General features: G+C 71.6%; 10 protein-coding genes. 6 read left to right on the top strand and 4 right to left on the bottom strand.

From position 1 onward, the window contains the following. Positions 1-18: 18 nt before the first annotated feature. Positions 19-393, bottom strand: a complete 375-nt coding sequence (yidD, locus tag COUCH_RS12605; RefSeq protein ID WP_249612268.1) for a membrane protein insertion efficiency factor YidD — start codon at positions 391-393, stop codon at positions 19-21. Between the two features lie 50 nt (positions 394-443). Here yidD and COUCH_RS12600 point away from each other — a divergent pair, with 50 nt between their 5' ends. Beyond that, the gene (locus COUCH_RS12600) at positions 444-1,193 is read left to right on the top strand and encodes a hypothetical protein (RefSeq protein ID WP_249612267.1); all 750 of its coding nucleotides are present in this window, start codon (positions 444-446) and stop codon (positions 1,191-1,193) included. Position 1,194: 1 nt separating this feature from the next. On the opposite strand, the gene treZ is transcribed toward COUCH_RS12600, so the two are convergent. From treZ to glgX, 3 genes are read right to left on the bottom strand one after another with little or no spacing between them, the layout of a single operon-like run. Then, entirely contained in the window at positions 1,195-2,928 is a 1,734-nt protein-coding gene (gene treZ / locus COUCH_RS12595; RefSeq protein WP_249612266.1) for a malto-oligosyltrehalose trehalohydrolase, read from the bottom strand. Between the two features lie 2 nt (positions 2,929-2,930). Further along, on the bottom strand, positions 2,931-5,198 hold the full coding sequence (treY, locus tag COUCH_RS12590) for a malto-oligosyltrehalose synthase (protein ID WP_249612265.1): 2,268 nt from the start codon (positions 5,196-5,198) through the stop codon (positions 2,931-2,933). Continuing rightward, a complete protein-coding gene (glgX, locus tag COUCH_RS12585) occupies positions 5,198-7,309 on the bottom strand; it encodes a glycogen debranching protein GlgX (protein WP_249613678.1) in 2,112 nt (703 codons plus the stop codon). Before glgX ends, treY begins: the two co-directional genes overlap by 1 nt. A gap of 327 nt (positions 7,310-7,636) precedes the next feature. On the opposite strand from glgX, the gene COUCH_RS12580 reads away from it, so the two are divergent. The 5 genes from COUCH_RS12580 to COUCH_RS12560 all read left to right on the top strand — a co-directional run bounded on the left by COUCH_RS12580 (position 7,637) and on the right by COUCH_RS12560 (position 13,593). Continuing rightward, entirely contained in the window at positions 7,637-9,586 is a 1,950-nt protein-coding gene (locus tag COUCH_RS12580) for an amylo-alpha-1,6-glucosidase (RefSeq protein WP_249612264.1), read from the top strand. Further along, entirely contained in the window at positions 9,583-10,809 is a 1,227-nt protein-coding gene (locus COUCH_RS12575; RefSeq protein ID WP_249612263.1) for a glycosyltransferase family 4 protein, read from the top strand. The genes COUCH_RS12580 and COUCH_RS12575 overlap by 4 nt, the downstream gene beginning before the upstream one ends. Then, positions 10,806-11,627 carry a patatin-like phospholipase family protein gene (locus COUCH_RS12570; protein WP_249612262.1) on the top strand — a complete coding sequence of 274 codons (822 nt, stop codon included), beginning with the start codon at positions 10,806-10,808 and terminating at the stop codon, positions 11,625-11,627. The genes COUCH_RS12575 and COUCH_RS12570 overlap by 4 nt, the downstream gene beginning before the upstream one ends. Positions 11,628-11,708: 81 nt before the next feature. Further along, a complete protein-coding gene (locus COUCH_RS12565; RefSeq protein ID WP_249612260.1) occupies positions 11,709-12,770 on the top strand; it encodes a type IV toxin-antitoxin system AbiEi family antitoxin in 1,062 nt (353 codons plus the stop codon). Continuing rightward, positions 12,748-13,593 carry a hypothetical protein gene (locus tag COUCH_RS12560; protein ID WP_249612259.1) on the top strand — a complete coding sequence of 282 codons (846 nt, stop codon included), beginning with the start codon at positions 12,748-12,750 and terminating at the stop codon, positions 13,591-13,593. The genes COUCH_RS12565 and COUCH_RS12560 overlap by 23 nt, the downstream gene beginning before the upstream one ends. The last annotated feature ends 5 nt before the right edge of the window (positions 13,594-13,598 follow it).

Below are 13,598 nucleotides of genomic sequence, written 5' to 3'. Positions count from 1 at the left end.
CATCGTGCCGGAGGAAGGTCACGGAACGGGGTCGGCAGTCCCGTACGCGACACCCGGCCGGCACCGGCTCAGCCGTCCGGCGGTCAGCCGCAGCCCTCGCCGCGTGCCGTACCGCCGGACCGCCTCCAGACCGTACGCGCTGCAGGTGGGCGTGTAGCGGCAGCGGGTGGGCAGCCGCGGCGACACCCGGCGGTAGCCGCGGATGGCGGCGCTCACGACCCGCGCGGACGGCGAGCCCGGCGCCGCCTCCGGGCGCCCGGACCGGGCGATCAGCAGCAGCATCGAACTGATCAGGCCGAAGTCGCAGAACGGGAGATCGCAGACATCGCAGATGTCGCAATCGCAGCCGTCGTACCACCTGGTGCGCTTGCTGCGCTTTTTCCGCCCCCACATGGTGACCATGGTGGCGCATGGCTGCGACAAGTTCGGGTACCCCGGCGCCCATGAGGATCGCGGGTGCAGTGGTGGCGGCCGGCGCGGTCGCCGTCGGGGTTCGGATCGCGCACTCGCGGACCCGCCGTTTCCTGCATCCGGACGGCCGGTCGTTCACCGGCGAGCTCGAGGTCTGGGGCCTGGGATCGCCGACGGGCGCCGCGCTGCTCGACCGTCCGGGGCGCCACCCGGTGACGCTGCGGATCTCCAAGGGCGCGGGGACGCCGCCGGGCTACCCGGACGTGCTGGGCGTCGCGCTGCGGGTGCACGGGCCGGTCGCCGGTCGCCGGTGCGACCTGCTGTTCTCGACGGCCGGGCGGGGGCGGCGACTGCGGCACGTGCCGACGCTGCGGCGCAGCTTCGACACCATGTACGGCACGATCGTGGCGTACCGCACGGGCACCGGACGCAAGCTGTACCTGAGCGTCCAGCCGGACCTCGACGGCGCGGCTCTGGGCCGCACGCTCGAATCGGTCGTCGCCGCGGCGGCCGGCGACGGCGCGCAGCTGCTGCTCGGCGCGGCCGACGGCGACGGGGCGGTCCGGCTCTTCGGCCGGGTCCGGTTCGGGCAGCAGCTGGCCGCCCGCACCGATGCCGGGCTGGCATTCGACCCGGTCCGCAACGCGCCGCGCGACCTGCACCCCACCGGCTTCATCCACGCCTCCCGGGCGGTGGCGTACCGGCTGGGGCAGAAATGGCGCGGTGCGCGCCCCGCGGACCGGAACCCGGCCGCGGTGGCGCGCACCGGCGCGCATCGCTGACTTACCGCGCGAAGACCACCGCGGCGGTCTCGGCCGGCAGCTCGATCCGGTCGCGCTGCAGCACCACGCCCTGCTCGGTGGCGAGCAGCACCCTGCTCGGCACCGAGCGCAGGCTGACCGTCTGCGGGATGCCGGCCAGGTTGGCCGCCACGATGCAGCGGCCGCGGCGCATGACCACGTACTGGTCGCCGTGCCAGACCTCGACCCGGTCCAGGCGCGGGTCGGACAGGTCGGCGTGCTCGCGGCGCAGCGCGATCAGCCGTTTGTGCAGGTCGAGGATGTCCGCGTGGCCCGGCTTGTCCCGTTCCGCCCAGTCCAGCTTGGAGCGCTCGAACGTCGCCGGGTCCTGCGGGTCCGGCACCTCCGCCTCGGCCCAGCCGTGCTCGGCGAACTCGCGCCGGCGCCCGTTCTGCACCGCCTGGGCCAGTTCCGGCTCCGGGTGGCTGGTGAAGAACTGCCACGGGTTGCTCGCCGCCCATTCCTCGCCCATGAACAGCATGGGCGTGAACGGCGAGGTCAGCAGCAGCGTCGCCCCGACCCGCAGCAGGCCCGGCGACAGCGTCGCCGAGAGCCGGTCGCCGACCGCGCGGTTGCCGATCTGGTCATGGTTCTGCAGGTACGCGACGAAGCGGTGCCCCGGGACCCGGGCGCGGTCCACCGGGCGGCCGTGGTGGCGCCGGCGGAAGCTCGACCACGTGTTCGCGTGGAAGAACGCACCGGTCAGCACCGTCTCCAGGCACTCCAGCGAGCCGAAGTCGCCGTAGTAGCCCTGCCGTTCGCCGGTCAGCAGCGCGTGCAGGGCGTGGTGCACGTCGTCGTCCCACTGCGCCTGCAGGCCGTACCCGCCGGCCTCGCGCGGGGTGATCAGCGTGGGGTCGTTCAGGTCGGACTCGGCGATCAGCGACAGCGGCCGGCCCAGATGCGTCGACAGGCTCTCGACCTCGGCGGCCATCTGCTCGAGCAGATGCACCGCGTTGTGGTCGACCAGTGCGTGCACGGCGTCCAGGCGCAGGCCGTCGACGTGGTAGTCGCGCAGCCAGGACAGCACGCTGTCGATGATGTAGCGGCGGACCTCGTCGGAGAGCGGGCCGTCCAGGTTGACCGAGGCGCCCCACGGGTTGGCACCGGCCGCGCTCAAATACGGCGCGAACATCGGCGCGTACGCCCCGCTGGGCCCGAAGTGGTTGTAGACGACGTCCAGCACGACGCCGAGCCCCTTGGCGTGGGCCGCGTCGACGAAGCGCTTCAGCCCGTCCGGGCCGCCGTACGCCTCGTGCGGCGCGTACCAGCAGACGCCGTCGTAGCCCCAGTTGTACTCGCCGTTGAAGGAGTTGACCGGCAGCAGCTCGACCAGGTCGACGCCGAGCTCGACGAGGTGGTCCAGCCGCTCGATGGCGGCGTCGAACGTGCCCTCCGCCGTGAACGTGCCGACGTGCAGCTCGTACAGGACCGAGCCGGGCAGCTGCCGGCCGGTCCAGGAGCCGTCCGACCACGCGAAGGCCGAGTGGTCGTAGACGCGGCTGGGGCCGTGCACGCCCCCGGGCTGCCACCGGGACCGCGGGTCGGGCAGCGGGGTGTCGTGGTCCGGCAGCACGTACGCGTAGTCGGTGCCGTGGCCGGCGCCGGGCACGTCGAGCCGCCACCAGCCGTCGTCGCCGCGTTCCATGTCGCGGTCGGCCCCGTCGATGCGCAGTTTGACGGTCTTCTCGGGGACCCACACCTCGAAGAGACTCATGCTCACTCTTTCACCAGCAGGGCGACGGGGTACGTGCGAAGCAGCTCCGCCACGGAGAGGCGGTTCCCGCCGTAGCTGGTGTTCGTGAAGACTTCCGTCCACGTGTGGCCGTCGAGTGTCAGGGTGGTGTCGTCCCAGCCGCCGTGGCGTGACAATCCGACCGGCAGCCGGGTGGCGACCGCCACCACGCCGCCGCGGTCGAAGGCGACCACGTGCTCGCTGACCCGGCCCTCGGCGTACACCGGGCGGTAGCGGGTGAACAGCTCGGGGCGCTGCCGGCGCAGGCGCAGCGTCCGGCTGGTCACCAGGAGCTTGGCGGCGCCGCCGGCGTCGACGGGCGGCTGCCAGCCGTCGTCGAGGCGGGCCAGCATCTCGCGGCGGGCGGCGAAGTCGACCGGCCGCCGGTTGTCCGGGTCGACCAGCGAGTAGTCCCACAGCTCGGTGCCCTGGTAGACGTCGGGCACGCCGGGCATGGTCAGCTGCACCAGCTTCTGCCCGAGCGAGTTGGACCAGCCGGGCGCCGTGATGGACTCGGCGAACGCGGCGACCTCGCCGTGCAGCGCCGGGTCGTCGTAGATCCGGTCGATCATCTGCCGCAGCGCCGCCTCGAACTTCTCGTCCGGGCGGGTCCAGGAGGTGCCGACGCCGCTCTCCCGGGCCGACTTCAACGCGTACGCGTGCAGCCGCTCGCGGTCGAGCGGCCAGGCGCCGACGGCGGCCTGCCAGATCAGGTGGGCCATGGCCGGGTCGGGCAGCGGCGCGACGCGCACCCAGCGGCGGACCACCTCGGTCCAGTCGCCGGGCAGCTCGGACAGGACCGCGAGCCGGGCCCGTACGTCCTCGCTGCGCTTGGTGTCGTGGGTGGACAGCGAGGTCATGCCCACGGGCCACCGGCGCTGGCGTTCCTGCGCGGTGTCGTGGAACTCGTCGAGGTTCACCCCGAACTTCGACGGGTCGTTGCCCACCTCGTTGCGGGCGGTGAAGCGCGTGTAGCGGTAGAACGCCGTGTCCTCGACGCCCTTGGCCATCACCGCGCCGGTGTACTGCTGGAAACGCAGGGCCAGCTCGTCGGCGGGGTTGCGCAGCCGCGCGGTGACCCGGTCCAGCGCCGGGATCAGCCCGGGCCGCCGGCGGCCCGCCTCGGAGCGGGCCCGGGCCAGGTGCCGGGCGCCGAACGGCAGGTACGAGCGGTAGACCGGGAAGCAGGCCGCCAGCTCCGCGAGCGCCTCGCCGGCCCTCTCGATCTCCGGGACCAGCCGGCACATGCGGGCGTTCTCGGCGGCGAGCTGGGTCGTGGCGAGGTGGTACTTGGTCTGGTGGACGAGGTCGTGCCAGCTGGTCTCGCCGCCGGTCAGGTGCCGGTCGAGGGTGTCGAAGAACGCCTCGGTGGTCACGTCGACGAAGACGCCGCACACCTCCGCCATGGCGTCGTAGCCGGTGGTGCCGGCGACCGGCCAGTCCGGCATCTCCTCCCCCGGCTCGAGGATCTTCTCGATCACCAGCCACGCGTCGGGCGCCGCCTCGCGCAGCCGCTGCAGGTAGCCGCCCGGGTCGCGCAGGCCGTCCGGGTGGTCGACGCGCAGGCCCTGCACGGCGCCCTCGGCGTACCAGCGCAGGATCTCGCGGTGGGTGGCCTCGAAGACCTCGGGGTCCTCGACGCGCAGCCCGGCGAGGTCCACGATGGCGAAGAAGCGCCGGTAGTTCAGCTCGGTGTCGCCGCGGGTCCAGTTGACCAGCTCGTAGTGCTGCCGGTCGTGCACCTCCCGCGGCGTGCCCTCACCGGTCCCGTCCGCGATCGGGAAGCGCTTGTCGAAGTAGTGCAGCTCGCCGTCCTCGACCCGCAGCTGGTCCAGGGCGTCCGGCTCGTCGGCCAGCACCGGGATCAGCAGCCGGCCACGCGACCAGTCGATGTCGTAGAACGTCGCGTACGGGGAGTCCTGGCCGTTCTTCAGCACGTCCCACCACGTCGGGTTGGCGGCCGCGACGGCCACGCCCGCGTGGTTGGGCACGATGTCGACCACCAGCCCCAGGCCCGCCGCGTCGAGCGCGGCCTTGAGCGCCACGCGGCCCTCCTCGCCACCGAGGGCGGGGTTGACCTTGGTGTGGTCGACCACGTCGTAGCCGTGCTCGGAGCCGGGCGCGGCGGTCAGGATCGGCGCGGTATAGAGATGGCTGACCCCCAGGTCGGCCAGGTAGTCGGCAAGATCGGCCGTGTCCTTGAAGCCGAACTCGGGACGGATCTGGACGCGGTACGTACCAGAAGGGTGCATCAAACCTTCCTGTCCAACACGATGAGCGAGCGGTCCGGCACCAGGATCGTGTTGCCGGCCTCCACCACGGGTGATCGATCGGGCGACGGCTCCGCCGTCTCGATGACCACTTCCCACTTCTCTCCGTATTCAGTCGGTGGCGTGGCGAATTCGATCGGCGCATCGTGCGCATTGAAGAACAGCAGGAACGAGCTGTCGACGTGGCGCTGGCCGTACTGGCCGCGCTCGCGGATGCCCTCGCCGTTGACGAACAGCGCGACCGCGCGGCCGAAGTCGTTGCCCCAGTCGTCGCCGGCCATCTGGCGTCCGTCCGGGGTGAACCACTCGAGGTCGGGCAGCGGGTCGCCGCCGCCGCGGGCGGTCACCGGCAGGCCGGTGAAGAACCGGCGGCGCTGGAACACCTGGTGCCGGTGCCGGAAGGCGACCAGCTTGCGGGTGAACTCCATCAGCGGCTCGTCGGCGTTCTCCCAGTCGATCCAGCTGAGCTCGTTGTCCTGGCAGTACGCGTTGTTGTTGCCCTGCTGGGTGCGGCCCAGCTCGTCGCCGTGCGAGATCATCGGCACGCCCTGGCTGAGCATCAGCGTGGCCAGGAAGTTGCGCCGCTGCTTGGCCCGCAGCGCGAGCACCGCCCTGTCCTCGGTCGGGCCCTCCACGCCGCAGTTCCAGGACCGGTTGTGGCCCTCGCCGTCGCGGTTCTCCTCGCCGTTGGCCTCGTTGTGCTTGTCGTTGTACGAGACCAGGTCGTTGAGCGTGAAGCCGTCGTGCGCGGTCACGAAGTTGATGGAGTGGAACGGCTTGCGGCCGTCGTCCTGGTACAGGTCGGCCGACCCGGTGATCCGGCTGGCGAACTCGGCCAGCGTCGCCGGCTCGCCGCGCCAGAAGTCGCGAACGGTGTCGCGGTACTTGCCGTTCCACTCGGTCCAGTTCGGCGGGAAGTTGCCGACCTGGTACCCGCCGGGTCCGACGTCCCACGGCTCGGCGATGAGCTTGACCTGGCCGACCACCGGGTCCTGCTGCACCACCTCGAAGAAGGTGGAGAGGCGGTCGACGTCGTAGAACTCGCGGGCCAGCGTGGACGCGAGGTCGAAGCGGAAGCCGTCCACGTGCATCTCGGTCACCCAGTACCGCAGCGAATCCATGATCAGCTGCAGGCTCTGCGGGCTGCGCACGTTGAGGCTGTTGCCGGTGCCCGTGTAGTCCATGTAGAAGTTGGGCTGGTCGTCGACGAGCCGGTAGTACGTCCGGTTGTCGATGCCCTTGAGGCTCATCGTCGGCCCGAGGTGGTTGCCCTCCGCCGTGTGGTTGTAGACGACGTCGAGGATGACCTCCATGCCGGCCGCGTGCAGCGCCTTGACCATGCCCCGGAACTCCTGGGTCTGCTGGCCGAGCGAGCCCATCGCGGAGTAGCCGTGGTACGGCGCGAAGAACCCGAGCGTGTTGTAGCCCCAGTAGTTGCGCAGCCCCAGGTCGGACAGGCGGTTGTCGTGCACGAACTGGTGCACCGGCATCAGCTCGACCGCGGTGACGCCCAGCTTCGCCAGGTGCTCGATCACGGCCGGGTGCCCGATCGCCGCGTACGTGCCGCGCATGTCCTTGGGCACCTCGGGGTGGCGCTCGGTGAGGCCCTTGACGTGCGTCTCGTAGATGACCGAGTGGTGGTACGGGATGTCCGGCCGCCGGTCGTTGCCCCAGTCGAAGTACGGGTTGACGACCACGCCCTTCGCCATGTGCGGCGCCGAGTCGAGGTCGGACATCCGGTCGGGGTTGTCGAAGTCGTACGCGTACAGGCTGGGGTGCCAGTCGATGTCCGAGTCCACCGCGCGGGCGTACGGGTCCAGCAGCAGCTTGTGCGGGTTGCAACGCAGGCCCCGGGCCGGGTCGTACGGGCCGTACACGCGGTAGCCGTACCGCTGTCCCGGCTCGACCCCCGGCAGATAGGCGTGCCACACGAAGGCGTCCTGCTCGTGCAACTGGACCTTGCGCTCGTTGCCGGACGCGTCGAACAGGCACAGCTCGACCGCCTCGGCGACCTCCGAGAAGATCGCGAAGTTGGTGCCCGTGCCGTCGTACGTCGCGCCCAGTGGATACCGGTGACCCGGCCACACCTGCATGTGCTGCTCCCACCCTCGACCGTCGGTGCCCGCGGTCGCGAGGGTCCTCGCCGCGGGCGGGGCACGTGTGCCCATCCCCGGAAAGGTTCAATCCTCATCGCCGCGTCAGCGGCAATTCTCACCGATCCCGCTGATAACGTCTGCGCGACTGTCCGGTTACCCGCAGATACTTCTGGTCGAGCCTGTGCGAACGATCACCGGTCCGGGTGGTTTGACGGATTCCAATCTGAGCATAGAGGGCACCGTGCCGCTGACAGAGCCGTTACCGCCCACCCCTGCGGGCCCCCAGCGCGCACGTCGCGCCGCACGCCCCCGGGACGCCCGGCCATGACGCTGCCGATCGTCTTCGGCCCGCAGACCTGCGGTTCTCTGTCGCCCGACGGCGGCGCCCAGCACGAATGGCTCGTCACCGACGGGCTCGGCGGATACGCGACCGGCACGGTGGCCGGCCTGCGGACGCGGCGCTACCACGCGCTGCTCGCGGTCGCCGATCCCGCCACGGCCGTACGCCGCGTCGCGCTGGCCGCGCTGGACCTGACCCTCACGCTGCCCTCCGGCGCGCACGTGCCGCTGTACACCCACGAGTGGCAGTCCGGGGCGATCGCGCCGGAAGGCCACCGGCACCTCGAGACGTTCGCCCTGGTCGACGGCCTGCCCCGGTGGCGCTGGCGGGTCGGTGACATCGTCGTCGAACGCGAGCTGGCCCTGGCGTACGGGCGGCCCGCGCTCGCCGTGACGCACCGCCTGCTGTCCGCGCCGGGACCGGTCGGGCTCGCCGTGGCCGCCATGTGCACCTGGCGCGACGCGCACACCCAGCGGTACGCGACCGACGGCGAGCCCCGGGTCGAGCACGTCGCCGACGGGGCCGTGGTGGAGGACGCGTACCGGCTCAGCGGCCCGGGGTGGCAGCCCGGCGGCGGCTGGCACCTGGGGGCGTACCAGCGGGAGGAGGCGGCACGCGGGCTGCCCGCCACCGAGGACCTGTGGCTGGCCGGCACGTTCGTCGACCGGCTCGAGCCCGGCGCGACCATGGAGATCAGCGCGTGGGCCGGCACGCTCGACGACCGGCCGCCCGCCGCCCGCGCGGTGATCGCCGCCGCCCGCGAGCGCGCGCACGCGCTGGTCACCGCCGCGAAGGCCGACGAGCAGACGGGCACGCTGGTGCTGGCCGCCGACCGGTTCGTCGTCCACGACGCCGAGGGCCCCGACGTGGTCGCCGGCTACCCGTGGTTCGGCAGCTACCTCGGCGACACGATGACCGCGTACGAGGGGCTGTTCCTCGAGACCGGGCGGGCCGAGGAGGGCCGGGAGCTGCTGCTGACTCGTACCCGCTCGGCGACCCGGGCGGCCCGGGAGGCGGGCGGGGCGTGGGGCCCGCACGGCTCCCTGGACGCGCCGCTGTGGCTTGTGCACGCCGTCGACCGGCACGTACGGCGTACCGGCGACAGCGACCTCGCCGCCTCCCTGGTCAGCCAGCTCAGCCGGCTGCTGCGCGGCCACCTCGGCGGCAAGGGCGCGCTCTCCGTCGACCCCGCCGACGAGCTGGTCCGGCTCGACGCGCACGCGGGCAGCTGGATGAACGCGTACACCGGTGACGGGCCGGTCACCCCGCGGGTGGGCAAGCCCGTGGAGATCAACGCGCTGTGGGTGAACGCCCTGGCCGCGCTCGCCGGCCTGCTCGAGGAGGCCGGCAGGGACGCCGCCGATCTGCGGGCCCGGCACGCCAGGGCACGGGCGTCGTTCGCCGCGCGGTTCCGGGCACCGGACGGCTGGCTCTACGACGTGGTCGACGGGCCCCCGACGACGTACCCGCTGGGCGCCGGCGCCTTCAACGACGATCCGTCGCTGCGCCCGAACCAGCTCTTCGCCTGGTCGCTGCCGCACGCGCCGCTCGCCGGGCCGGACGACGCCGACCGCGACCGCGCCGCCGTCAGGGCCGCCGGCAGCGCCCTGCTCACCCCGCTCGGGCTGCGCACCCTCGCCCCCAGCGAGTACGGCTATCAGGGCGTGCACCGCGGCGGCCGGGACGAGCGGGACATCGCCTACCACCAGGGCACGGTCTGGCCCTGGCTGATCGGCCCGTACGCGGACGCCTGCGCCGCCACGGGCCTGCCCACCGAGGGACTGCTGACCGGCCTGGAGGCGCACGTGCGCGAATGGGGAGTGGGATCGTTGAGCGAGACGGCCGACGGGGACGCGCCGCACCGGGCGACGGGCAGCCCGTTCAGCGCCCGCTCGGTCGCCGAGGTCCTGCGGGCACGGGGGTACGCGTCATGAGCCGCATCCTGATGCTGAGCTGGGAATACCCGCCGCTGCTGGTGGGCGGGCTGGGGCGGCACGTGCACGCGCTGGCCACCTCGCTGGTGGCGGCCGGGCACGAGGTCACCGTGGTCACCCGGCACTCCCCCGGTGCGCTGCGCGAGGAGTACGCCGAGGGTGTGCACATCGTCCGCGCCCCCGACGACCCGCCCGCGTACCCGGTCCAGAACGGCGACATGGCCGGCTGGGCGACCGCGTTCAACCACACCCTGACCCGGGCCGCCCTGCGCGCCGCCCGCACCGCCCGGTACGACGTCGTGCACGCCCACGACTGGCTGGTCGCGCACGCCGCGGTGACCCTGCGCGAGCACCTCGACGTGCCGCTGGTCGCCACCATCCACGCCACCGAGGCCGGGCGGCACCAGGGCTGGCTGCCGCACCCGCACAACCGCACCATCGACGACGTCGAACGCTGGCTGGCCACCGAGGCCGCCCGGGTCATCGTCTGCTCCGGGTACATGCGCGCCGAGGTGATCCGCCAGTTCGGCGTGCCGGCCGGGCGGACCGACGTCGTGCACAACGGCGTGGACGTGCTGCGCTGGTACGCCCGCCCCCGCGCGATCGCCGCCGCCCGCCGCCGCTTCGCCGGGGACGCGCCGCTGGTGTCGTTCGCCGGCCGGCTCGTGTACGAGAAGGGCGTCCAGTACCTCCTGGCCGCCGTGCCCGCGCTGCAGGCGGTCAGCCCCGGGCTGCGCGTGGTGATCGCCGGCGACGGCCCGTACCGTGCGGACCTGGAGGCCATGGCCCCGCCCGGGGTGACGTTCGCGGGTTTCCTGGGCGGCCACCACCTGACCGCGCTGATGGGCGCGTCGGACTGCTACGTGGTGCCGAGCATCTACGAGCCGTTCGGCATGGTGGCGCTGGAGGCGGCCGCGGCGGGCACCCCGGTCGCGGTGTCGGCCACGGGCGGCCTCGCGGAGATCATCGACCACGGCGTCACCGGCGTGACCTTCACCCCGCAGGACCCGGAGTCGCTGGCGGCCTCGGTCGCCACGGTGCTCACCGACCGCGAGTACGCCCGTACGCTCGCCCGCCGGGGTCGCCGCCGCGTCCGTGAGGACTTCGCCTGGCCGGAGATCGCCGCCCGCACCCTCACGGTGTACGAAGCGGCCCACTCCCCCGGCGGTGTCACCCGCGAGGCCGAGAACGTGCTCGCCGGCGACCACCTGCTGCGCGCATGAGAGCCCTCGTCCTGGGCGGCGGCGGCATCACGGGCATCGCCTGGGAACTCGGCCTCCTCTCGGGCCTGCGCCGGCACGGCACCGACCTCGCCAAGGCGGACCTGATCGTGGGCACCTCGGCCGGCGCGTACGTCGGAGCCCTCCTCGCCACCGGCGTCGACATCGACGACGCGGCCGACGCCGCCGCCCGCATCGAGATCGAGTTCACCGCCCGCATCGACCCGATGCTCGTCGCCCAGGGCTTCATGCTCCTCAACGACACCACGCTGAGCCCCCGCGACCTGCGAGCCCGCCTCGGCACGCTGGCCCGCCAGGCCCCGGTCGGCGACGACGGCCCCCACGTAGCCCGCTTCGCCGGGCAACTCCCCGCCCATGACTGGCCGACCGTCCCCCGCCTGATCATCACGGCCGTCGACACCACCACCGGAGACCCGGCAGCCTGGGACGCGACCTCGGCCGTCCCCCTCCCGGCAGCGGTGGCGGCCAGCTGCGCCCTCCCGGGCGTCTTCCCGCCGGTACGCATCGAAGAAAGCTGGTACATGGACGGCGGCGTCCACTCGGTCACCCACGCCGACCTCGCCGCCGGCGCGGACGCGGTGGTGGTCCTGGCACCGAGCGGCGGCATGTTCCGCGCATCGCCGGCCTCGGAGATCGCCGGGCTCGGCATTGACCGCAGTCTGCTCATCGCCCCGGACGACGCCACGCGAGCCGCGATCGGCGGCAACATCCTGGACGCCCGCCGCCGAGGTCCGGTCCTGAGGGCGGGTGCGGCCCAGGCAGAACACGTGGCAGCTGCGGTCGCCGGGGTCTGGGCCTGAAAAGCAGGATGTTCAGTCATCGTCGTTGTTCAGTTATGCTGAACGGATAGGAGAACCGAACACCTTCCCGAGCCGAAGCAGGTGAGCAGCGCGAACGCCACGGAAAACCTCATAGGGACGGCAGAGGAGCGCCTCCGCGAGCTGGGCATCACCCTCAGGACGAGGGCATGGAGTCCCGGAGACGAGACCATCCCACCGGATGCCGGCATCGATGCGGTCGCCACCCTGTCACGTGGGGTCACCGATGCACAATATGCAGTTGTAGCGAAGCATTCGATGACTTTGTCAAGTCTGCTCCACCACGTCCGCTCTGCTCTGCCGTTCCCCCTACTCCTCATCAGCGATCGCATCAGCCGACGAAGCGCCACCGCCTTTCGTGACGCCGGCATTCAGTTCATCGACCGCTTGGGAAATGCCTTCATCACCTTTGGCGACGTGCTCGTCGATGTCCGAGGTCGCACGGAGACGAATGCCCGGGACTTGGCGGATCATGATGCGGGCACGACGCCGCACCAGCCGGCGAACATATTCAGTCCTCGCCGTTCCCAAGTCATCCTGGCCCTTCTGACGTGGCCTGAGCTGAGAGCCGCAACGGTCCGCGCCATCGCCGACGCCTCGGGTGTCTCCATAGGACAAGCACATGATGCGCTGGCTCAGCTGGAACGGGCGGGGTTCCTCACGCCGACAACCGGCCGGCTGATACGCGGGGACGACCTCCTTGATTACTGGGCCGCTGCGTATCCCACCGGCCTGAGCAGGCGCCTCGACATCGCTCGATATCACGGCGACATCTCCGCACCCCTTCGCCAACCGCCTCTCGAACAGTCGGTCTACCTCAGCGGGGAATCCGCCGAGGGCACCATTGTTGCGCGCCCGGCGACTCTCACGATCTACATCGACACATTGGATCTGAATCGCCGGATGGCCATCGCGAATCGGTGGAGCTCCAGCCCCGACCGTACGCCGAACATCTTCGTCCGCCATAAGTTCTGGACGCCGCCCCATACCGAGGAGCGCCCACCGTTGACGAGCAACGCCCCTTGGCCCCTCGTCTACGCCGATCTCCTCAGCACCGGGGACGCCCGCCTCCGTGAAGCGGCAAAGGCATGGAGGGCCCGTTGTGCTAGACCTGACGGCATGTGAGCCGAGCCTCCTGTACCTGGCCGACACGGTGGTGACCGAGCTCTTGGTGAGATCGACACAGCTACGCCCCGACGACCTGCTTCTCGTCGGGGCGAACTGCCGCGACATCTTGCAGCGGGCTCTGGGACACGAGTTCGAGCTACGCACCACAGTCGATGTCGATCTCGGGCTGGCAATCGCGAACTGGGAAGCCTACGACGAGCTGACGGAAGAGCTCCCGACAGCCGGGAACACCGGGATTCGCTACAGCGTGGCGGGGGTCCCGGCTGATCTCATGCCTTTCGGCCCTGTGGAGCAACCACCGGGGACGGTCATACCTGCCACCCGGCGGGAGCCGATGAGCGTGTGGGGCTTCACAGAGGTCTTCGACGCCTCTCTTGCGCTCCCTCTTCCCGGCGGCACCACTATCCGGATCCCCACGGTCGCCGGCTACGCGGCACTGAAACTGGTGGCGTGGCTCGACCGCAGCGCCTACGGCGAGTACAAAGACGCTTCGGACATCGCGACGGCTCTCTACTGGTACGCGAAGTCACCGGCAGTGGCCGCCCACCTCTTCGACAGCGACCAAGGTCAACGTGTTCTCCTGCAAGAGGACATGGACGACTCAGTGGCGGCAGCCCGCATTCTCGGTGAAGATGTCGCCCGCACCATTGGGCACACCCGCCTGTCGGAGTTGGCCGACCGGTGGCCGGGCAAGCAGGCCGACCTCCTCTATCACTCGATGACGGTGCCGAACGCCACCGGCTGGCCCGCCTCCGCGGAGCGACGACAGGCCTTCGTTCAAGCGATGGAGCGCGGCATGGGACTGCCCCAAGCAGACTGACGTGC

Source organism: Couchioplanes caeruleus (genome assembly GCF_023499255.1).
In the GTDB taxonomy this organism is placed as follows: domain Bacteria; phylum Actinomycetota; class Actinomycetes; order Mycobacteriales; family Micromonosporaceae; genus Actinoplanes; species Actinoplanes caeruleus_A.
This window is presented reverse-complemented; position numbering and strand designations above follow the sequence as displayed.